At 60.7% G+C, this 20,872-nt stretch carries 15 protein-coding genes and 1 tRNA gene; 9 read left to right on the top strand and 7 right to left on the bottom strand.

All coding sequences use genetic code 11. The annotated features are described in order from the left end of the window. Nucleotides 1-18 precede the first annotated feature (18 nt). From ileS to ACQKI2_RS13010, 9 genes are all read left to right on the top strand, one after another. Entirely contained in the window at nucleotides 19-3,174 is a 3,156-nt protein-coding gene (gene ileS, locus ACQKI2_RS13050; protein WP_427380101.1) for an isoleucine--tRNA ligase, read from the top strand. 222 nt (nucleotides 3,175-3,396) lie between these two features. Beyond that, the gene (lspA, locus tag ACQKI2_RS13045) at nucleotides 3,397-3,933 is read left to right on the top strand and encodes a signal peptidase II (RefSeq protein WP_427380100.1); all 537 of its coding nucleotides are present in this window, start codon (nucleotides 3,397-3,399) and stop codon (nucleotides 3,931-3,933) included. Between the two features lie 34 nt (nucleotides 3,934-3,967). Next, the gene (locus ACQKI2_RS13040) at nucleotides 3,968-4,465 is read left to right on the top strand and encodes a DUF3035 domain-containing protein (RefSeq protein WP_427380099.1); all 498 of its coding nucleotides are present in this window, start codon (nucleotides 3,968-3,970) and stop codon (nucleotides 4,463-4,465) included. Nucleotides 4,466-4,534: 69 nt separating this feature from the next. Next, nucleotides 4,535-5,893: a M16 family metallopeptidase gene (locus tag ACQKI2_RS13035; protein ID WP_427380098.1), complete on the top strand. Its 1,359-nt coding sequence runs from the start codon at nucleotides 4,535-4,537 to the stop codon at nucleotides 5,891-5,893. Beyond that, on the top strand, nucleotides 5,893-7,284 hold the full coding sequence (locus tag ACQKI2_RS13030) for a M16 family metallopeptidase (RefSeq protein WP_427380097.1): 1,392 nt from the start codon (nucleotides 5,893-5,895) through the stop codon (nucleotides 7,282-7,284). Before ACQKI2_RS13035 ends, ACQKI2_RS13030 begins: the two co-directional genes overlap by 1 nt. A 397-nt stretch (nucleotides 7,285-7,681) precedes the next feature. Further along, nucleotides 7,682-7,757 (top strand) — tRNA-Val (locus ACQKI2_RS13025). A 66-nt stretch (nucleotides 7,758-7,823) separates the two neighbouring features. Continuing rightward, the gene (locus tag ACQKI2_RS13020) at nucleotides 7,824-8,858 is read left to right on the top strand and encodes a hypothetical protein (protein WP_427380096.1); all 1,035 of its coding nucleotides are present in this window, start codon (nucleotides 7,824-7,826) and stop codon (nucleotides 8,856-8,858) included. A 12-nt stretch (nucleotides 8,859-8,870) separates the two neighbouring features. Continuing rightward, complete coding sequence (locus ACQKI2_RS13015) at nucleotides 8,871-9,191, top strand: hypothetical protein (RefSeq protein WP_427380095.1); 321 nt, start codon at nucleotides 8,871-8,873, stop codon at nucleotides 9,189-9,191. 189 nt (nucleotides 9,192-9,380) lie between these two features. Continuing rightward, nucleotides 9,381-10,862, top strand: a complete 1,482-nt coding sequence (locus tag ACQKI2_RS13010) for a flavin-containing monooxygenase (RefSeq protein ID WP_427380094.1) — start codon at nucleotides 9,381-9,383, stop codon at nucleotides 10,860-10,862. 153 nt (nucleotides 10,863-11,015) lie between these two features. Here ACQKI2_RS13010 and ACQKI2_RS13005 read toward each other — a convergent pair whose 3' ends face one another. The 7 genes from ACQKI2_RS13005 to cysD all read right to left on the bottom strand — a co-directional run bounded on the left by ACQKI2_RS13005 (nucleotide 11,016) and on the right by cysD (nucleotide 20,851). Then, nucleotides 11,016-11,861 (bottom strand): crotonase/enoyl-CoA hydratase family protein, encoded by an 846-nt coding sequence (locus ACQKI2_RS13005; protein WP_427380093.1) that lies wholly within the window; start codon nucleotides 11,859-11,861, stop codon nucleotides 11,016-11,018. Between the two features lie 79 nt (nucleotides 11,862-11,940). Then, on the bottom strand, nucleotides 11,941-13,815 hold the full coding sequence (locus ACQKI2_RS13000; protein WP_427380092.1) for an AGE family epimerase/isomerase: 1,875 nt from the start codon (nucleotides 13,813-13,815) through the stop codon (nucleotides 11,941-11,943). Further along, nucleotides 13,812-14,927: a hypothetical protein gene (locus tag ACQKI2_RS12995; RefSeq protein WP_427380091.1), complete on the bottom strand. Its 1,116-nt coding sequence runs from the start codon at nucleotides 14,925-14,927 to the stop codon at nucleotides 13,812-13,814. The genes ACQKI2_RS13000 and ACQKI2_RS12995 overlap by 4 nt, the downstream gene beginning before the upstream one ends. Then, nucleotides 14,917-17,181 (bottom strand): GumC family protein, encoded by a 2,265-nt coding sequence (locus ACQKI2_RS12990; RefSeq protein ID WP_427380090.1) that lies wholly within the window; start codon nucleotides 17,179-17,181, stop codon nucleotides 14,917-14,919. Before ACQKI2_RS12990 ends, ACQKI2_RS12995 begins: the two co-directional genes overlap by 11 nt. An 18-nt stretch (nucleotides 17,182-17,199) precedes the next feature. After that, nucleotides 17,200-17,880, bottom strand: a complete 681-nt coding sequence (locus ACQKI2_RS12985) for a polysaccharide biosynthesis/export family protein (RefSeq protein WP_427380089.1) — start codon at nucleotides 17,878-17,880, stop codon at nucleotides 17,200-17,202. A 134-nt stretch (nucleotides 17,881-18,014) separates the two neighbouring features. Next, nucleotides 18,015-19,922, bottom strand: coding sequence for a sulfate adenylyltransferase subunit CysN (gene cysN, locus ACQKI2_RS12980; RefSeq protein ID WP_427380088.1), 1,908 nt, complete (start codon nucleotides 19,920-19,922; stop codon nucleotides 18,015-18,017). Continuing rightward, nucleotides 19,922-20,851 (bottom strand): sulfate adenylyltransferase subunit CysD, encoded by a 930-nt coding sequence (gene cysD / locus ACQKI2_RS12975; protein WP_427380087.1) that lies wholly within the window; start codon nucleotides 20,849-20,851, stop codon nucleotides 19,922-19,924. The genes cysN and cysD overlap by 1 nt, the downstream gene beginning before the upstream one ends. Nucleotides 20,852-20,872: the final 21 nt, after the last annotated feature.

Raw genomic sequence — 20,872 nt, 5'->3', positions numbered from 1 at the left:
TCTGATCGACCAGACATCATGACCGACTCGACCGCCCCTGAACGCGATTACCGCGACACCCTGTTCCTGCCGAAAACCGAGTTCCCCATGCGCGCGGGCCTGCCCAAGGCAGAGCCTGAATGGATCAAGCGCTGGGACGGCCTCGGCCTCTATGAAAAGCTGCGCGCGGACGCAAAGGGCCGCGATCCCTTCATCCTGCATGACGGCCCGCCCTATGCGAACGGCCACATCCACCTCGGCACGGCGCTGAACAAGATCATCAAGGACATCATCGTCCGCTCCCACCAGATGCAGGGCTTTGACGCCTCCTACCTGCCGGGCTGGGACTGTCACGGCCTGCCCATCGAATGGAAGGTGGAGGAGGAGTTCCGCTCCAAGAACCGCCCGAAGGACAGCGTGCCCCCGGCTGAATTCCGCGCCGCCTGCCGCGCCTATGCCGAGCATTGGGTGGGCGTGCAGAAAGCCGAATTCCGCGCCCTGGGCATCGAAGGGGAATGGGATAATCCCTACCTGACGATGGCCTTCGAGAGCGAAGCGATGATCGTTTCGGAATTCCTCGACATGGCGATGAAAGGCGGCCTCGTGCGCGGCGCCAAGCCGATCATGTGGAGCCCCGTGGAACGCACGGCGCTTGCAGAAGCCGAAGTGGAATACCACGACCGGAAGGTTCCGGTGGTGTGGGTGAAGTTTCCTGTGCTAGCGATTCGAGAGCAATACTCCGTCAACGGCAAAGTCGAAGATCGTGCGCAAATGGTCTGGAGGAGCAACAATGACCTGCGCAATGCATCAATCGTCATTTGGACGACGACGCCTTGGACCATCCCCGCAAACCAAGCCATCGCCTACAGTCCTAATATTGAGTACTCATTATATGAGGTGCTTTCTGCCTATAGCAAAGAAGAGCTTAATTGGCCCTCTGACCCCTACGCCAAGGCAGGCGACAAGCTGATAGTGGCTGATTCTCTTGCAGCAAGTGTGTTTGATTCAGCCAAGGTGAAGGAGTATCGCAGGGTTCGGCCTATCGACCCCAAGACAATTCTTTATTGCAAGCACCCTCTTTCCAATCCTGGTTGGGCGGATGATGAAGCTAGCTCTGAATGGGAAGCTGGTTTCTTCGATTTCCCTGTTGGTCTGTTGGCCGGCAATCATGTCACTTCTGATGCAGGCACTGGCTTTGTTCACACAGCGCCTGCTCACGGTGAGGACGACTACGAGGTTTGGCAAACGGGGCAAAAAGGTCGTGAGAATGCCCACAAACTTTTTGGCGGTGAGCCTCTGCCGCCGTTTCGCACAGATGCTGTGGATATGTCGATCCGCCAGATCGTCGATGCCGATGGCAAGTACACGGACGAAGTTCCGGCCCCGCTCGCGGGCCTCGAAATCATCGTCACTTCCGGCAAGAAGCGCGGTGAGGCGGGCAAGGCCAATCAGGAAGTGATCCGCCTGCTCGCCGAGTCCGGAAACCTGCTGGCGCGCGGCATCACCACCATTCGCGACGCGCATTCCTGGCGCTCGAAGGCTCCGGTCATCCGCCGCGCGACGCCGCAATGGTTCATCGCGATGGACAAGCCCGTGCATGGCGGCAAGACGCTGCGCGAGCTGGCTCTGAAAGGCATCGCCGACACCGAATTCTTCCCGCCCACGGGCCGCAACCGCCTTCAGGCGATGGTGGAAGGCCGCCCAGACTGGCTGATCTCGCGCCAGCGCAACTGGGGCGTGCCGATCACCCTCTTCGTCAACGCCAAGGGCGAGCCGCACACGGCCGCGCTCAGCAAGGAGCAGGCTGACAAGCTCAACGCAAACATCAAGGCCGCCATCGAGAAAACCGGCGTAGACGGATGGTTCGCCACGCCGGACACTGACTTCTTCGAAGGCACCGGCGTCTCCCCCGAAGGCTGGGAGAAGGTGACGGACGTTCTGGATGTGTGGTTCGATTCTGGAACGACGCACGCCTTCGCCCTGCGCAAGCGCGGCATCATCGATAACGCCAAGGGGCAGGCGGACGTTTACATGGAAGGCTCCGACCAGCATCGCGGCTGGTTCCAGTCCTCCTTGCTGGAAAGCTGCGCCACGCGCGGCATGGCGCCTTACAAGAAGGTCGTCACCCATGGCATGGTCGTGGACGCCGAAGGCAAGAAGATGTCCAAATCGATCGGCAACACGATCGAGCCGGACGAGTTTCAGAAACAGTATGGCATCGAAATCCTCCGTATCTGGACTGCCTCGGCAGACTATTGGGACGACACCCGCATCTCCGACGAGATCATCAAGGGCACGGTCGAAACCTACCGCAAGCTGCGCAACACGCTGCGCTATCTCCTCGGCGCCCTTGATGGGTATACGGAGGCGGAAGCCCTGCCTGCCAGCGATATGCCGGGCCTTGAGCGCTTCGTGCTCCATCGCCTCGCAGAGCTTGACCGCGACGTGCGCGGCGCCTTCCGCGTGTTCGACTTCAAGCGCGCGATGACGCAGATCGTGAACTTCGTGAACGTCGAGCTCTCGGCCGTTTATTTCGACATCCGCAAGGACGCCCTCTACTGTGATCCGGCCTTCGCCACCGCGGCCGGCTGGGACGCGGCCACCGCAGAGTGGGGCAACCGCCGCCGCGCGGTGCGCACCGTCATGGCGCTCGTCATGGAACGCCTTCTCACATGGCTCGCCCCGGTCATGCCGTTCACCACGGACGAAGCCTTCGGCGAAAGCCACCTCAAGGGCGCAGCCCCCTCGGTCCACCTGCTGCAATTCCCCGCCACGCCCGAGGGCTGGCTCGCGCCGCAGCTGGCTGCCCGCTGGGAGAAGATCTTCGCCGTCCGCCGCGTCGTCACCGGCGCGCTGGAGGTCGAACGCCGCGAGAAACGCATCGGCGCCTCGCTGGAAGCGGCCCCGAAAGTCATCATCGCCGACAAGGCGCTGATCGACGCCTTCGAGGGCGAAAGCGCGGCTGACATCTTCATCACCTCCGGCGCAGATCTGGTTCTGGCCGCCGAAGGCCCCTCCGGCGCCTTCACGCTGCCCGATGCCCCCGGCATCTGGGTCGTTCCGGAAAAGGCCAGCGGCATCAAATGCCGCCGCAGCTGGAAATATTTCGACCCCGCCACGGCAGACCCGGCCTTCCCGGACATCACCCCCCGCGACGCCCTGGCGGTGAAAGCCTGGGACAAGGTGGCCGGGTAGGAGCAGGGAAGACCCTCACCTCCCATTGCTGCGCAATGGGCCCCTCCTCTCCCAGAGGGAGAGGGGTTTGGACTTCGCCTCGAGCGCAACGCTAAGCCCCTCTCCCGCGAAGTGGGAGTGGAGGGGCCCGCGGCCAAAGGCCGTGGGAGGTGAGGGTCTTCCGCCCCTTCCCCCTGCACAGAAGCGCTTGATCCGCCTGCCAGCCTCTGCAATCTCACCCCCATGAAACTTTCGCCGCAGACAATCTGGCCCTTCGCGGTGATTCCGCTCGTTGTCCTGTTCGATCAGGTGACGAAATGGCTGATCCTGGCGGAGCCACGCCTGAACGGGCTCTCCTGCCTTTCTGATGGGCGTCTCTGCGGCAAAATCGTGGTTCCCGGGCCTGTGGATCTCTCGATGGTCTGGAACCGGGGCATGAGCTATGGCCTCCTCCAGTCTGAAGGCATCATGCGCTGGGTGCTGGCGGGCGTCATGGCAGCCATCGCCATCGGCTTCTTCTTCTGGCTGCTGCGCGCCGAAGGGCGCTGGCTGAAAGCCTCTCTTGCGCTTGTTGTCGGCGGCGCCATCGGCAATCTGATTGACCGGGTGCGCTTTGGTGCGGTGGTTGATTTCGTTGATGTAAACGAGCTCACGCTCGGTTACTTCCCCTGGGTCTTCAACGTGGCTGACGCGGCCATCACCGTCGGGGCGATTCTCCTGTTTGTAGACCAGTTCTTACTTTCGCGCCCGAAACAGGCTAACAGCCTGAAGCAAGGTTAACCCACTCCAGTTCAAGCGGATCTCGTAAAGTCACATGAAAAAGACCCTCCCGCTCCTCGCCGCCGGCCTCGCTCTGGGTGTCACAGCGGCCTGCTCGTCTACCGGCAATGCCGGCACGACCACTCCCGACGAGTTTCGCGTGGTCACCAAGCCGCCGCTCTCCATCCCGCCGAATTACAGCCTGCGCCCCCCTGCGTCCGGCACCACGATCCCGGCAGAGGTCGAAGCGGCCACCAGCGGCGGCACGGCGGCGTTCGGGTCTGCTCTCGGTACGCAGGCCAGCGCTTCGGAACGCGCCCTCGTGGCAGCGGCTGGCGCCAATGCGGTCAGCCCCTCCATCCGCGCCCAGGTCGATTGGGAAGAGACCAAAGCCATCCGCAAATCGCCCACGATTGCTGATCGCATCCTCTTCTGGCGCAAATCCAATCCGGAAGACGCCGCCTCTGCCGCCACCGACAATGCCACCGGCGATCAGGCGGTGACGATCGAGCAGGCCGGCGGGGGCCGCCGTATCAAGCTGCCGGGCACCTGAGGCCACAACAGACATCTGATGGGGGCCGCGCGCCCCCATTTTCCTGCCCCTCCAGACCGGAGCTACCCCATGAAACGGATACTCGTCGCTGCAGGGCTCCTTGCCTTTGCAGTTGCTGGCGCTTCAGCCGAGCCGGCCACCGCGCCCAACACGCCGTCCAGCTTCACGCTCGACAATGGCATGCAGGTCGTGGTGGTGCCCGATCACCGCGCCCCGGTCGTCACGCATATGGTGTGGTACAAGGTCGGCGCCGCCGATGAGGCGCCCGGCAAGTCCGGCATCGCCCACCTGTTTGAGCATGTGATGTTCAAGCAGACCAAGAATATCGGCCCGGAGGAGTTCACCTCCATCGTCCAGCGTTCCGGTGGCCAGCTCAACGCTTTCACCTCCTGGGACTACACCGCCTATTTCGAGCGGGTGCATAAAGACCAGCTCGGCAAGATGATGGAGCTTGAGGCCGAGCGGATGGTGAACCTCATCATCAATGACGACCCCAAAGGCCCGTTCATCTCCGAGCGCGATGTGGTGAAGGAAGAGCGCCGTCAGCGGATCGAGAACAATCCCGGCGCGCTGCTTCAGGAAATGGTGCTCAACGAGTTCTGGAAGGGCCACCCCTACGAAATCACGGTTATCGGCCTGATGGATGAAGTCGCCGCGCTCAGCCCGCAGGACGGCCTCGACTTCTACAAGGAATATTACAGCCCGGAGAACGCCATCCTGGTGGTCGCCGGGGATGTCACCGAAGAGGATGTCCGCGTCCTGGCCGAGGAGCATTACGGCCCCATCCAGCCCACCGGCGAGGCCCATAGCGCCCGCAAATGGCAGCCCGTCGCCCCGCTTGCCGAGACCAGGCTGATCACCCATTCCGATCCCAAGGTGCGCCAGCCCGTCTGGAGCCGCTATTATCTGGGCACGTCCTTCAAACGCGATCCGGAAACCGCCCTTGCGCTGGAGGTCGGCCTTGAAGTGCTCGGCGGCGGCATGACCAGCCGGCTTTACCAGTCGCTGGTGGAGCAGCAGAAGCTGGCCATCAATATCGCCACCTTCGCCTGGACCACCCTGCATGATGAAGGCCCGGCTGTGATCTATGGCACGCCGGTCAGCGGCGTCAGCCTGGAAGATCTGGACGCTGCCGTGATGGCCGAGATCGAGAAGATCCTCGCTGATGGCTTCACCGAAGCCGAAGTCGTCCGCGCGCGAAACAAGCTGGCCGCCACCGCCATCTACCAGCAGGACAGCCAGTCCTCGATGGCCAACCATTATGGCGCCAATCTCGCGCTTGGTTTCACGCTGGAAGAGATCGCCGCCTATCCCGACGAGGTGCGGCAGGTCACGCCCGAGCAGGCCCTGGCCGCCGTGCGCGCCGTCTTCGGCGCCGACAAGAATTATATCACCTCCCATCTTCTGCCGGCCGAAGGAGACCTCTGATGTTGAAACTCCGGCTTTTCTCCGGCGCGGCTGCCGCGCTTCTGATTACCGCCTGCGCCGGCACGCCTGCGCCGCAGGCAACCCTCGATGCTGCCCCGGCCGCGCCCGCGCTCGCCGTCGATGTCTATGATGGCGACTTTGTCGACATCCAGCAGTTCACCACCCCCGGCGGCGTTTCGGTCTGGCTGGTGACGGAACCGTCGATCCCGATCGTCTCGGTACAGATGGCCTGGCGCGGCGGCTCGGTGGCTGATCCGGATGGCCTGGAAGGCCTCGGCCAGGCAGTCGTCTACGGCATGAATGAAGGCGCCGGCGATCTCGATTCGCTCGCCTTTCAGACGGCCATGGAAGAGCTGAACATGAGCTTTGGCTGCTCCAACGGCACTGAGTGGACCAGCTGTTCGGCCACCATGCTGTCAGAGAACGCGCCCGCCTCGATGGCGCTGGTCGCCAGCGCGTTGACGGCGCCCCGCTATGATGAGGGCCCGTTCCAGCGCTTCCTGCGGGAGCAGGAAGTCAGCCTGAAGACACGCGAAACCTCGGCGGGCTATCTCGCCTGGCGTGCCCAGTCGCAGGCGCTCTATCCCGATCATCCCTTCGCGCGGGAAGTGACGCCTGAAAGCCTTGCTGCGCTCACGCCGGAACTGGCCCGCAGCCATATGCGCGCCCTGATGCGCAAGGAGGGAATGCTCGTCACCGCCGTCGGCAACATCACTCCGGACGAGCTTGCCCCGCTGATCGACACCGCCGTCGCCGCCCTGCCGGAGACAAGCGAGATCCCGGCGGTTGCCCCGGTCACCCTGCCGGATCTGGCCGCTGCCGATCCGGTCATCGTGCCGCTGCCCCAGCCGCAGAGCCTTGTGCGCTTCATCGGCCCGGCCATGGACCGGGCAAACCCGGACTATTTCCCCGCCTATGTGCTGAACTACACCTTCGGCGGCGGCGGCTTTGAAAGCCGGCTGATGAAGACCCTCCGCGTCGATAAGGGCCTCACTTACGGCGTCAGCTCCAGCATCGACCCCAACCCCTCCTTCACCGTCTGGTCGGGTGGCGGGCAGACGAAGAATGAGAGCGCCGGCGATTTCATTACCGGCATTCGCGAGGAGATGCAGAAGTTCATCGAAGGCGGCGTCACGGAGGCAGAGCTCTCCGATGCCAAGGCCTATCTGATCGGGTCCTACCCGCTCGGCTTTGACTCCAACGCCAAGATCGCGGGCAACATCATGTCCGTCCGTCAGGATGATCTGGGCGTCGACTATTTCGACCGCCGCAATGCCCTGATCGAGGCCGTCACCCTCGAAGACGTAAACCGCGCCGCCGCCACCTATCTGGCGCCCGGCCGCTACAGCTTCTTCGTTGTGGGCGAGCCTCAGGGCCTGACGGCAGAGTAAGGCCTGTCTGAAGCAAACGTGCGCCCCGCTCCCGCGTGCGGGAGAGGGGCGCCGTCAATGGCAGAAACTGTCCCCAACCTGTCCGGTTTTGTCCGGAATTGTCCAAAACTGTCCGGAATTGTCCAGGAAGTGTCCGCGCCTGTCCGGCCCTGTAAGGGGGAAAGGCGCGCCCTTATCCACGCCCCTCGGCGGCCTGAAACCTCGGCCCCGCCGGCCATCCCGCCGCCGCCCAGCCGTCCTTATCCGCCAGTCTTTCCCAGCGGTTAGACTCTCCCCCATCAGAAACGGATTTTTCCGGCAAAGTTTCAGCCAGCAGTCGTTCGGGGAGGGAGCAAACCAGAGCCGCAAACCGCACTTGCCTTCCGGGCATGCTCCCGGCTAAGAGGGCGTCTCGGTGGGGCGATTAGCTCAGTTGGTAGAGCGCCTGCTTTACACGCAGGATGTCGGCGGTTCGAGCCCGTCATCGCCCACCATTTTCCTTCCGGTTTTCATTCCTTCTCCAGCCTCGGTGGCGACGGAAAAATACCCCTTAGGATTGCATGGAATTCTATGCTATGCGTTTTACCTATGCTGGGGATTGGACATCAGCAGGCTTCCTTTGGGGGGAAGGCATGAAAATCCGAGTGTCACGCTGGGGTGTTGTTCCGTCCGTTATGCTGATGGCAACAATGCTAGGCGCCTGTATAACCTCTGCGCGTTCGGACAATCTCTCCACTTTTGCTGACGCGGGAATTGCTTATGGCAACAGCGTTTCTGCGTTGTCGGAGTATGTCGAAGCTCAGCATGTCGATCATAGTAGCCGGAACATCCTCGCACAATATGATTCCGTGCTCGCCATCAAGGCGCAATGCTCCGCCAACGAAACTCCTTTGCTAGATGACTGCGAAGGTGAGCCGGATAAGTCGATAAAGGACTTACAGGAGCATCTTGCTGCTCAGGATCAGGAAATTGCCCAAACCAATCAGCTAAACGCTGATGTCCGGGCGCAGTCGCGCCTGCTTTCTGAGTATTTCCGTGGCCTAAAATTACTTGCGAAGTATGATTCTGCCGCCGCCGGACAAGACGCTTTCGGAGGGCTCGCCGGGGCCATAAATACGCTAACGGAGAGTATTTCGAAGAATAAACTCTTGTCAGATTCCAAGGTTGACGCTGCGGGTCAGATTGGTGGTCTGGTGGCTGATGCCTATAAGGGGAAAGTTCTCGGAGATGTTCTCAAGCGCGATAAGGAAGTGATCGGGAATGCGCTGGCCTGGCAAGGGGAAGTGCTTAAATTCTATGCTTCTACAGCGAGATCATTCACCAAGTCCGAACGGAGATCAGCGTATGCTGAGAAGGTTGAGAAGCCCCTTCGAGCGCTGACGATATCCGACAGAAAGGCGTGGATCGCCAGTCGCCGGGATCACTTGGTCTACAGCAACGAGATAGCCCTGCTGCAGAAAGCAAGCGAGGATGCCCGTAAGATGCAGGAACTCTGGGCTGAGTTGCTGCTGGGCGCTGATGATCCCGAACTTGCCATTGAAGTCCTTGATCGTTCTTCACGCTTGAATGAAGCGATCAGAAAACTGGCGGAGTGAGGGGGACATACTATGAGACTTGTCTACGCTGAGTGTATTGATGCGCTACTCATCGCTGAGGATGAGCTGCTTTACATTGACCCCGCCAGCCTGTCGCCAGCCGACAACAAGAAGAGAATGAAGGCGCTTCAGGAAATCGAAAATGCGATTACCACTATCCTGCGCCTCAGACTGGTTGAACTGAATCAGGCGGGGCGAAAGACACTGGAAGACATCCACAAGCGAACAACACGCTTGCGCGAAGACTTGAAGCGGGTTGAAGGCGTGTCGGATACTATTCGCATGATTTCATCCGCTATCAAATTCATATCCCCGCTCCTGGGATTGATCTGACATCGAAGGGCTTACGACCAGACAGGTTGAGGCAATTCGTGCCTGGCGTGGGCCGAGCAAGCACAAGATTGATGCGCGGCATCTGTAAGGCCTGCCCCGCGGGCACCTGTTGACGGCCCGGTCAGCGCCCAGCAATCCTGCCGGTAATTATGCGTGAAATCACGCAGCCAATGGGAGGATTTGCAGGCGATGGATACGACCGTCAGCAAGAGCACGACACGGATTGCGATACTCGGCGCGGGCATGAGCGGGCTCGGCGCGGCGGCCAAGCTGAAGGAGGCGGGCTATAGCGTTATCGACATTTTCGAGAAATCCGAAGGCGTGGGCGGCACCTGGCGGGACAACACCTATCCGGGATGCGGGTGCGATGTGCCCAGCCACCTTTATTCCTATTCTTTCGAACTGAACCCTGACTGGGATTACAAATGGTCCCTCCAGCCGCAGATCCTCAAATATTTCGAGGACTTTGCCGACAAGTATGATGTGCGCCGGCATTGCCGCTTCAATACCGAGATCACCGATTGCCGCTGGAACGATGCGGCCAACACCTGGACACTGACCGACAGGGCAGGGAAGACGTATACGGCTGATGTGCTGATCTCCGGCCTTGGCCAGCTGAATATTCCGTATACGCCCAATTTCCCCGGTCTCGACACTTTCAAGGGCGCCGCCTTCCATTCGGCGCGGTGGGACCATTCGGTGGACCTGAAGGGCAAGACCGTCGCCGTGATCGGAAATGGTCCGAGTGCGGTGCAGTTTGTGCCGGAGATCCAGAAGGTGGTCGGCAAGATGCTGAGCTTCCAGCGCTCGCCGGCCTGGTGCCGTCCGCGCGGGCAGCGGGCGTATGATGCGAAAGCGAAGAAATATTTTGCGGGCGCAGATTGGCGGATCAACTGGTATCGCTGGCGCATCCGGGCCTTTGCCGATTTCGGCTTTGGCGCATTTCTGCAGAAGTCACCCATGGGACTGGCCAATTCGATGAAGAAGATGTGCGAGAAGCATCTTGAGGATCAGGTGAAAGACCCTGTTCTGCGGGAGAAGTTGACGCCGGATTTCGAGCCGGGCTGCAAACGTATTCTGATCTCGGACGATTATTATCCGGCGCTCTGCCAGCCGAATGTCGAGGTGCTGCGCCAGGGCATCAGGGCAGTGACGCCCGAGGGTGTGATCGGCGAGGATGGCCAGGAATATAAATGCGATGTGATCATCTGGGCGACCGGCTTCCAGTCGACCGAGTTTCTCACGCCGATGGAGGTTTATGGCCGGGGCGGCCTCAGCCTCAACCAGGCCTGGAAGGATGGCGCCGAAGCCTTCAAGGGACTGGCGGTTTCCGGCTTCCCGAACTTCTTCATGCTGTATGGCCCCAATACCAATCTGGGGCATAACTCCATCATCCTGATGGTGGAGCACCAGATCCACTACATGATCCAGTGCATCGACAAGATTGCCGAGAAGGGCGTGGCGGCCATTGACGTGACGCCGTCTGCGATGACGGCGTATAATGTTCGTGTGCAGAGCGAGATTGCCAAGACCGTGTGGGCGTCAGACTGCCATAGTTGGTACAAGAACGAGGCCGGCAAGGTGACCAATAACTGGTATGGCAAGACCACGGACTACAAGAAGGAAACCCGGCATCCGGACTGGACGGATTTCGAGGTGGTGAAGGGGTAGGCCCTCACCTCCCACGCGCTTTGCGCGCGGGCCCCTCCTCTCCCGGAGGAGAGGGGTTTGGCGTTGTGCTGGCGGCGAAGTCCCAACCCCTCTCCCGCGAAGTGGAAGAGGAGGGGCCCATTGCAAAGCAATGGGAGGTGAGGGGCTTCCTCGTTACATCGGCTCGGTGCGGATGGGCGCGAGGTCCGGGTAGACCGGCTCGCGCTTTTCGGCGCGGGCGGCGAAGGCCTCGGCCATATGCGGCGGGGGGAACATCGCGGTGTTCCAGAGGCCGATATAGTCCAGCGTTTCGGCGGTGGTGTGGTCGCGCCCGTAATTGATGAGGACTTTCGAGCCGGTGACGGCGAGGGGATTTTTCGAGGCGATTTCGCGCGCAGTGGCCAGGACACCTGCAACGAGCTCTTCATGTGTGTCGTAGATGTCGTTGACGAGGCCGATTTCCTTGGCCTTCGCCGCGTCGATCTTCCGGCCGGTATAGGCAAGTTCCTTGACCCAGCCTTCGGGAATGTAGCGCTGGAGACGTGGGAAGGTGCCAACGTCTGCGGTCATGGCGATGTTGATCTCCATGATGCAGAAATAGGCGTCCCGGGTGCACCAGCGGATGTCGCCGGCCGTGATCATGTCGATGGCGCCGCCGATGACCGCGCCATGGCAGGCAAAGAGGACGGGCACGCGGGCGTCTTCCAGGCAGTTGAAGGATTGCTGGATGGCCTTGACATTCAGCCGGAAGGCCTCGGCCATCACATAGCGGTCATGCTCGGCGGCGGGGCGGGGGCTGGTGAACACGGACGTGTCCATGCCGGCGGAGAAATGCTTTCCCGTGGACGAGATGACGATGACACGGGCGAGGGCGTTATTGTCGATCGTGCGGACGATCTCTGGCAGTTCGTTCCAGAACGCCTTGTTCATCGTGTTCATCGCCTCGGGGCGCGACATCTGGATGTGGGCGACCTTGTCCTCGATGGTGACCTTGAAGGCTTCGTATTTCTCTTTCAGCATGGGTGTCTCCTCCGTTGGGCGGGGAGTTTAGCAGGCAGGCGCGGCGCGGCGAGGGGTGACGCGGGGGGAATGGGAGGGGCTATTCCGGAGCCAGCCGGAGGATTTCGCAGAAGGCCAGCAGGATATGGTAGAAGGTTGAGGCGGGGGTTGTGGCGGTCTGGAGTCTTCCGTCCAGGGTAAAGGCGTCCACCCACAGGCCTTCCGGCACGCATGGGCCCAGATGGAACCGGAAGAGCGCGCTGCAGGCGCTTTCGACCTGGGGCCAGGGGGATGTTCCGGTAACCTCGTAAAGTCCGAGCCAGCCCTTGATCCGCTCCGTGTTTGGCCAGGTTCGCGAATGGGTGTCGAGCTGTTTTCCCGTATGGTCGATGGCGTTCAGGGTGAGGCCGGAGGTCGGGCAGACGCCCAGCGCTTCGGCGGTCAGCACCAGATCACGGATGAGGCCCGAATGATCTTCCCCTGTCAGAAGCTGATGCTGCGCCAGAATCCAGGCCCATTCGAAATGATGTCCCGGCTCAATCCGTATGGCGCCGGAAGCTTCGGCGATTGGCTGGAGGCCATCGGTGAATAATTCGGGGAGGGCTTTCAGCTGGGGCTGGTAGAGGCGCTGCATGAACAAATCCGTCAGTTCACGCGCAATACGGATGTGACGGCGGGCGGGGGCGACGGTTTGAAGTTTCAGGACCGCTTCGAGCAGATGCATATGCGGGTTCTGCTGCCGGGGAAGAGTGGGCGGAAAAGTGTTGTGGAATCCCGGTTCCGATCCATGCCGGAAGAGAATTTCCACAAGGTTCAGCGTCTGGTTGACATACTCCAGAGCGATCTGTCTTCCCGAGGCTTCAAGATACCAGGCCAGGCCATAAAGGCAGAATGCGAAATCGTAGAGGTCGGGGGTGAGGTCGAGAGGTAATCCTTCAGCGCTCGCGGTGCGGCACCAGCCTCTGTCCGGGCCCATCCACAACTTCGTGGTCAGATAGCTGAAGACCTGATGTGCGGCGTCCAGCGCGCCGGGGATGCCCAGCAGATGCGCTTGGCTGAAGACGTAGAGCTGTCGGCCGCACACCCGCGTCCGGCGCGTGGCGGGAACTTGCTTCAGGGCGCCGCCGCCATATCCCAGCAGTTCGGCCGGGCCGCCAAGTAGCGGGTCGATGCCGTGCGCGACAGGAAAGCACAGGATTATGACAGGAAGAAGCAGCGCCAGGCCCGCCCGCGATCCGGTGGCCCATACGCCAGCAGCCAGGAGGAGAATGGCCGCCAGCAGCACAAAGCGGCGCCCGGTATTGGCATCGCCCTCATCCCTGTCGGTTGCTTGGAGGCTCGCCAGCGCGGCGGCCATCGGCATACAGACCAGCAGGAGGGTCGCTTGATGGTTCTGGTTGGCAAACAGGCCTGAAGCGGTGCGGGGCGGGCCGAGCTGGTGAATATCCGGAAGGGTCAGTTCAGGCGCCGCCAGCTGCAGCAGACCGGCCACGCTGGCGGCGGTGCCCGCGATGACGATGAACCAGACCAGCCGCAGGATGGCGGATCGGCGGGTCACCGGAACGAGAAGGAGCAGTATTGCCATCGCCGGAAACAGCCGGAGGAGGCTATCGAAGGTGGCTTCCGGCGAAAGGGTGAGGGGCAGGCGATCCGGCGGGGCCGCGCCGAGAAGGTCAAAGCCTTGCAGAAGCCGCTCTCTAACAGCCAGCGCAGACCAGAGATCGGCCGGCAGAGGGATCAGCTGCAGAGCTGCCAGAGCCGCAAAGAGAAGCAAGACCAGGAAAGGGCCAGAGATGGCATCTGACCAGCGTAAGGCAAAGCCCGGAAATGACAGGAGCAGTACCAGGACAAGACCGGTATAGCCAAACCAGACCGGAGGCCAGGGTGTGGCTCCGCTCGCGCCGCCAAAGACCAGGCAGAGCGCCAGATACGCCGCTGCAGGAACAAATGCGAGAAGAGAGAGGGCAGGTTTCACGGCAACCGGGCGGCGGGAGGATCTCGCGTGACGGTCACGCGGGAAATGACGGCTTGCAGGGGCGCAGGGAACGTGCCTCCTATCCCGCTGAGGCTGAGGCGCTGATAGGGGCAATCAGTCTGCGGAATGTTTACGGGGACCGAATGGTGCCGGGTCGCCGATGACAGGTCCTGGATGTTGAGGCGCTGCAGGCTTGGGCCCGTGGCGCAACGTATCTCCCATCTGAGGTATCCGCCGTCAGGGGTGCTGCTTCCGGAGAGTTCCGAGGTAAGTATATAGGACCCGGGAGACAGGGCCAGAATCTGCCAGGCAAGCCAGGTGTTGCTGCGGCCGGCGAACCGGACGGCCAGGCCGCCCTCCGGCTCAAGCCGTGTTTGAGAGCGATTGGTCGTCCAGCTGAAAGGCGAGGGCAGGTCCAGCCCGCGGAACTCGCCATCGACAGGGGTGGTCAGCGCGGTCCGCATTTCCGGCGGTACGAAGGACAGGAAGATGATGTAGGCCTGATCCCAGGCGCCCCCGGCTATCAGCCGGTTGAGGAGACGGCTTTGCCGGCTGGGAAAATGCGTGAGAATGGCGGCGAGGTGACGGGTGTTTACCGGCGTCTCCAAAAGCCGGTCCGCCACTTCCCGCCCCCAGGCCGGCTGCTGAGAGAGGGCAGGGAGAAATGCGCCGGCATGGGCTGGCTCCGCTCCGATCTGGGTGATCAGGTCCAGATAGATGCTGCGCCGGGCCGGATCGAGGACGTAGAGGCGCGTGAGCGCGGTCAGCAGGCCGGGCACATCCTGCCGGCTCTGGGCGATATCCAGCCGGATAAGCCAAGCGGACCGGCTACGGGGATTGCGCAACTGGATGGCATCTGCCAGCCGGCTGGCTTGCTCTGTCCCTGCAACGGATATGGCGAGGGCGATATAGGGACCGGTATCCAGAGGCTCGGCAGCCGCAAGGGCGACGAGACGATCCGTATCCTGCGCATTGGCGGGCCCTGATGGGGGCAGTTGGCGTGCGCTCTGTCTCAGCTCGGCCATGCGGGGGCTGGAAAACAGGGCAAAATGGACCGATACCAGCGCCAGAATAAACGCTGAAGCAGCAAGGGCGAGCCGCTTAGTCAGCATCGGCAGGCGGGGCCCCGGTTCCGTTCTGGCGCGTCTTGAACCAGCCTATCTCACGCACGCGCCGGCGGGAGCCGCGGGTGGAAGGGGCGTAATCGAAGGCGCCAGGGCCATAGGTGGTGTAGTAGTAATCATAGTCATACCCCACCTTGCGCGCATCGAATTTGGTGAGGATGGCGCCCGTGATCCGGGCGCTGGTGGATTTCAAACGGTCGAGCGAGCGCAGGATGGCAGTCCGGCGTGCCCGGCCGGCCTGCACCACAAACACTGTGGCATCACAGGCATTTGCAAGGATCGGGCTATCAGCAAATCCAAGCACGGGCGGGCAGTCGACGATAACGAGATCAAAGGATTGGCGGCTCTCGTTCAGGATGTCGAACAGTTTCTGACTGGACAGAAGTTCCGCCGGATTTGGCGGAACACGTCCAGCGGGAAGAAGGAAGAGGTTTTCCTCTTCACCCGTAACAATCTGGGAGGGCAGTGTGGCATTGGAGGCCAGCAGGCCGGAGAGCCCGACCGAAGTTTCACTGTCAGTGGCGAAAGAAGGCCGGCGCATGTCTGCATCAATGATCAGGACACGGTAGTCTGAGCGGGCAAAGGCCAAAGCGATGCCTACGCAACAGGTCGACTTTCCTTCGCCGGAGCTGTTGCTCGTGAGGGCAATGCTTCGTGGCACACCTGCGCTGGTGCTGAACAGGAGGTTGGCACGTATGGAGAAGAACCCTTCTGCCAGAGGATTTCGCGCATCCTTCAGCAGCTCGGTGATCAAGTCTGCCTTCCCTCTGGCCGACGGCACGATGCCCAGGATGGGCAAGCCGAGCTTGTCAGCAAGCTCCTCCGGAACGCGGATGGTGTCGTCCATATAATTGAGAAGGAAGGCGAGGCCACATCCCAGAAGAAGCGCAATTGTCCCCGCCAGAAGCAGGGAGCGATGCAGGCGCGGTTCGTAGGGATTGCCCGGGGGTGTCGCGCGATCGACGATCGAGATCTGGCTGGCGCCGATCCCTTCTGCGGCCGTCAACTCCTTGAGGCGCGTCAGTAAGGCTTCATATTGAGAGCGGTTGGTATCGACCTGACGCTGGAGAATGTCGTACTGCACATTGCGGCCCCGCAGATCAATAAGTTGGGCCTTGAGCTCATCGATCCGCTGGCTGAGTGAGGCTTCCTTCTCCCGCGCGGCCAGGTAGTTGGATTCAAGCCCCGAGACAATCCGGGCACGTTCGGCAATGATTTCGGCATCCACCAGTTCAATCTGCTGACGGAGCTTCATGACATCCGGATATTCCGGTCGGTATATCAGCAGCTTGTTCTCATATTCGGTCTGCAAGTTGAACCGGTGCTCCCGGAGCTTCTTTAGTTCCTGACTACTTTCGATTTCGATGCTGCTGGGATTGGCGCTTGCCTGAGCAAACTTTTCATAAGCGGCAATCCGCTGTCCCTGGGCATCTGCAAGTTGCTGATTGAGGCTGATGACGGTTGATCCGTCCAAGGCATAAATGGAAGTGTCGTTTCCAAGTTCGATGAAGCCTTCGCGCGCGGCGTATTCGGTGAGGCTGGCTTCGGCATCTTCCAGTGCCTGGCGCGCGGCGATCAACCGGTCTTCAACGAAATGGCGGGCATAGGCGGTGGTGTTGTAGCGCCGCTCAAGGCTGGATTCTATGAAGTTCTCCACCAGCGCATTGGCAACACGGGCAGCATCGAGCGGATCAGTGGAAATATATTCGATGCGCAATATCCGCGATCTGCCTTCCGGAACGATCCTGAGCCGGGAGAGGATCCGGTTGGTGGCCGCCTCGGCACGGAGGGCCCCAGGCAGCGACGGGTCGGCATATTCGGGACGGTCGGTGAGGCTCAAGCTCTCGGCAGTCCTCGCAGCCAGTTCCCGGCTCTTTAGCAATGTAGACTGAGTTGCCATAAACTCGTCGTCTGCAATGATCTGCGGCTCCGCCATGCCCTGATCGAGAATGCGCGCAGATTCCTTGGCAATCTCAATCGTAGCGCTTGCGCGGTAAAGGGGCTGGGTTCTCAGAGTGTTGATGTACCCGATCGCCAGACCCAGAAAGACAATGCCGAGGATCATCCATTTGCGCTTGAAGATCGTGTTGAACAGCTGCCGGATATTTACATCGCTCTCATCCTGCCAGTCGGCTTCTCGCGCGAGGATATCGGGCGAGATATCGAGAGGCCGGTTTCCGGTCAGGGCGGCGCCACCCGGTGGACGTGCCGGGAGTTCGGAATTAGGTGTGCCAGGGGCCATGACTCTACTTGATTTAAGCTAGAAGAGGGGACGGAAGACCGCGATAATGGGGCTGGTCCGCACGATATCAAGGAACACGCTTCGGACACGTGATCCATCGACGATGATGAGGTCATTGCCATAGATCAGCGGGTCGGCGGCTGAACCTTCCCGGATGGCAATGAGATCGAATGCGGCCATCTGTCTCTGACCATCGATTGTACGTACAATGATGGCCCGTCTCTGATTGGCTGTCTCGGACGCCCCGCCGCTCAAGGCAATTGTTTCAAGCAGGGTCAGGCCAGGCTTGGCGTCATATGTCCCCGGCTTCCTGATGGCGCCCTCCACCGTGACCTGTTCGATAAAGGCCGGTTTAAGGGAGACGACAACGTCCGGAGACTGCAAGTAGGTAGCAGACAGCCTTTCCTCGATTTGCGCTGCGATTTCAAAGGATGTCTGCCCGGCAAAGTCCATGTCACCGAGCATGGGCAGCTTGGTGCGTCCGTCCAGATTGAGGTAGTAGGTACCGTTCAGGTCGCTCATGTCTCTGACACGAATCTGGACTTCATCGAACGGTCCTGCCCGGAACTCTGCCTTCCTTGCCGTATAAGTTGTGTCCGGAGGCGGAAGGCTTGTCTGCGTTGCATTCAGACCGTTGCTTGAGGAGCAGGCTGTGGTGGCAAGCAGGAACGGAATGGAAATCCAGAGCATTCTGGCCATAGTATCATCTCGCATTGAAAACTGCCGTCAACGTCCCCCGCGGACCCTGCGATAGACAAATGGATGCCCCTCTCAACAATGGCAGTTGCTGAACGTCAGAGCATTCCCCATTTGGGTAGTATGAGAGGGGGGGGCTAGCGGTCGAGGAAGCCTTTTTCGCTCAACCAGTCGAGTATCAGGCCGGCTGCCGCTTCAACGTCCACCCGGGTGGTGTCAATTCTTATTTCCGGGAATGCAGGTGGCTCGTAGGGGCTGTTGATCCCGGTAAAGTTCAGGATCTCGCCGGCGCGGGCCTTTCTGTAGAGCCCTTTGACATCGCGGCCTTCCGCGACCGCAAGGGGGGTATCGATGAATATCTCGACGAATTCACCCGCCTGCATAAGGCGCCGCGCCATCTGCCGTTCGGCTTCGAAGGGAGAGATAAAGGAGACAATCGTGATCAGGCCGGCATCGCTCATAAGCTTGGCGACTTCCGACACACGGCGGATGTTTTCAACCCGGTCTGCATCTGTGAAGCCGAGATCGCGATTGAGCCCGTGACGGACATTATCCCCGTCCATCAGGAAGGTGTGTTTTCCTACCGAATGCAGGCGGCGCTGAAGGGCGTTGGCGATGGTGGATTTGCCGGAGCCGGAGATGCCGGTGAACCAGAGCACAGCCGGACGCTGGGATTTCAGATCAGCCAGATCGTCGCGGCTGATATCCAGCGTCTGCCAGTGAATATTCTCTGCCCGCCTCAGACCGAAATCAATCAGGCCCATGCCGATGGTGTCGTTTGTGTTCCGGTCAAGGAGGATGAAGCTTCCCGTTTTCCGGGCAGCCGTAAACGGATCATAGGCGATGGGTTGTTCCAGCGACAGGGTGCAGACGCCGATATCGTTCAGGCCGAGTGTTCTGGCCGGACGGTGCTGCATGTCGTTGACGTCGATACGGTATTTGGGGGCGTTTATGGTTGCCGTTACCGTCTGTGTGCCGATCCGCATTAGATAACGCCGGCCGGGCAGCATGTCGGCCTCGCTCATCCAGAGGATATGGGCCTGGAACTGATCCGACACTTCAGGAGACGCCGTCGCGCAGGCAAGGATGTCGCCGCGCGAGGTATCAATTTCGTCAGCGAGTGTCAGGGTGACGGCCTGGCCCGCGCAGGCTTCCGGAAGGTCGCCGTCATAGGTGACAATCCGCGTCACTTCGCTTTCACGCGCGGAGGGCAGTGACCGGATACGGTCCCCAACCTTCACGGCCCCGGACGTGATCGTGCCGGAAAAACCCCGGAACTCGGAATCGGGCCGGTTGACCCACTGCACCGGCAGCCGGAAGGGTTCGCTATGATGTTTTGGATCGAGGCTGACGCCCTCAAGATGCTGAAGGAGTGTCGGGCCGTTATACCATTTCATCCGCTCAGAGGGGAGCAGCATATTGTCCCCGTTCAGGGCCGAGAGAGGAATGGCCTGAATTTCCAGATCGCCCGCAAGCTGGTGCGAGAAATTGTAGAACTCTGCATCGATGGCATCGAAGACTTCCGGATCCCAGTCGACAAGATCCATCTTGTTGACCGCCAGAACCAGCTTCCTGATGCCGAGCAGTGTGACGATGAAGGCATGCCGGCGGGTCTGGGTGATGATCCCCTTGCGGGCATCAACGAGAAGGATGGCCAGGTCTGCCGTTGACGCGCCTGTCGCCATATTGCGCGTATACTGCTCGTGTCCGGGCGTGTCGGCGACAATGAATTTCCGTTTGTCGGTGCTGAAGAAGCGATAGGCGACATCAATCGTGATACCTTGCTCACGCTCGGCCGCAAGACCATCGACGAGCAAGGCAAAGTCGATGTTCTCGCCTTGCGTTCCCATCTTGCGGGAATCCGCCTCAAGGGCGGCAAGCTGATCCTCGAAGATCATCTTGGAGTCGTAGAGAAGCCGGCCGATCAGCGTGGATTTCCCATCGTCAACCGAGCCGCAGGTAATGAAACGCAGCAAGGACTTTTCTTCCTGCCGGGTGAGGTAGGCTGCAATGTCTGTGGTAATCAGTTCGTCTGTCAGGCGCATCAGAAGTAACCTTCCTGCTTTTTCTTTTCCATGGATGCCGACTGGTCGGTGTCGATCACGCGGCCTTGCCGCTCGGATGATCTGGCGAGCAGCATTTCCTGTATGATGGCGTCGAGCGTGGTAGCTTTGCTTTCGACCGCGCCTGTCAGGGGATAGCAACCGAGCGTCCGGAACCGGACTGATTTCAGGGTCGCCTTGGCGCGCAGTTCCGTAGGCATGCGGTCATCGTCCACCATGATCAGGGCCCCATTCCATTCGACAACAGGGCGCTCGGCAGAGAAGTACAGAGGAACGATATCGATCCGCTCCCGTCTTATATATTGCCAGATGTCCAGCTCGGTCCAATTGGAGAGCGGGAAGACTCGCATGCTTTCTCCCGGCCGCGTGCGGGCATTGTAGAGGTCCCATAGCTCCGGACGCTGGCGTTTGGGATCCCATCTGTGGCCGGCAGAGCGGAAGGAAAAGATCCGCTCCTTGGCTCTGGATTTCTCCTCATCCCGCCGGGCGCCGCCGAAGGCTGCATCAAAACGGTAGCGATCAAGAGCCTGGCGTAGCGCCTGTGTCTTCATCACGTCCGTATGGTGGGCTGAACCATGCGTAAACGGACCAACGCCTTCGTCAACGCCTTCCTGATTGACGTGTACAATCAGGTCCATGCCTATCTCGGCGGCCTTCCGGTCCCGAAATTCGATCATCTCCCGGAACTTCCAGGTCGTGTCGACATGCATCAAAGGAAAGGGGGGGCGTGAAGGATAGAATGCCTTCGCGGCAAGGTGGAGCATTACCGCAGAATCCTTACCGATTGAATAGAGCATTACCGGGTTTTCCGCCTGAGCAACCACTTCCCGCATGATGTGGATGCTCTCTGCTTCGAGGCGATCAAGATGGCTGAAGGGTCTGTTGGTAGGCGGAGGGTGTGAGGAGGTCATGGGGACGCCTTCTTCTGGGAG

It is taken from the genome of Hyphomonas sp. NPDC076881, from assembly GCF_050269995.1.
Taxonomy (GTDB): Bacteria; Pseudomonadota; Alphaproteobacteria; order Caulobacterales; family Hyphomonadaceae; genus Hyphomonas.
The sequence above is the reverse complement of the archived record's forward strand: the minus strand, read 5'-3'. Positions and strand labels throughout refer to the sequence as shown.

Coding starts and splice junctions, on each gene's coding strand:
- ileS (WP_427380101.1), top strand. CDS start 19: ATGACCGACTCGACCGCCCCTGAACGCGATTACCGCGACACCCTGTTC.
- lspA (WP_427380100.1), top strand. CDS start 3,397: ATGAAACTTTCGCCGCAGACAATCTGGCCCTTCGCGGTGATTCCGCTC.
- ACQKI2_RS13040 (WP_427380099.1), top strand. CDS start 3,968: ATGAAAAAGACCCTCCCGCTCCTCGCCGCCGGCCTCGCTCTGGGTGTC.
- ACQKI2_RS13035 (WP_427380098.1), top strand. CDS start 4,535: ATGAAACGGATACTCGTCGCTGCAGGGCTCCTTGCCTTTGCAGTTGCT.
- ACQKI2_RS13030 (WP_427380097.1), top strand. CDS start 5,893: ATGTTGAAACTCCGGCTTTTCTCCGGCGCGGCTGCCGCGCTTCTGATT.
- ACQKI2_RS13020 (WP_427380096.1), top strand. CDS start 7,824: ATGGAATTCTATGCTATGCGTTTTACCTATGCTGGGGATTGGACATCA.
- ACQKI2_RS13015 (WP_427380095.1), top strand. CDS start 8,871: ATGAGACTTGTCTACGCTGAGTGTATTGATGCGCTACTCATCGCTGAG.
- ACQKI2_RS13010 (WP_427380094.1), top strand. CDS start 9,381: ATGGATACGACCGTCAGCAAGAGCACGACACGGATTGCGATACTCGGC.
- ACQKI2_RS13005 (WP_427380093.1), bottom strand. CDS start 11,861: ATGCTGAAAGAGAAATACGAAGCCTTCAAGGTCACCATCGAGGACAAG.
- ACQKI2_RS12995 (WP_427380091.1), bottom strand. CDS start 14,927: ATGCTGACTAAGCGGCTCGCCCTTGCTGCTTCAGCGTTTATTCTGGCG.
- ACQKI2_RS12990 (WP_427380090.1), bottom strand. CDS start 17,181: ATGGCCCCTGGCACACCTAATTCCGAACTCCCGGCACGTCCACCGGGT.
- ACQKI2_RS12985 (WP_427380089.1), bottom strand. CDS start 17,880: ATGGCCAGAATGCTCTGGATTTCCATTCCGTTCCTGCTTGCCACCACA.
- cysN (WP_427380088.1), bottom strand. CDS start 19,922: ATGCGCCTGACAGACGAACTGATTACCACAGACATTGCAGCCTACCTC.
- cysD (WP_427380087.1), bottom strand. CDS start 20,851: ATGACCTCCTCACACCCTCCGCCTACCAACAGACCCTTCAGCCATCTT.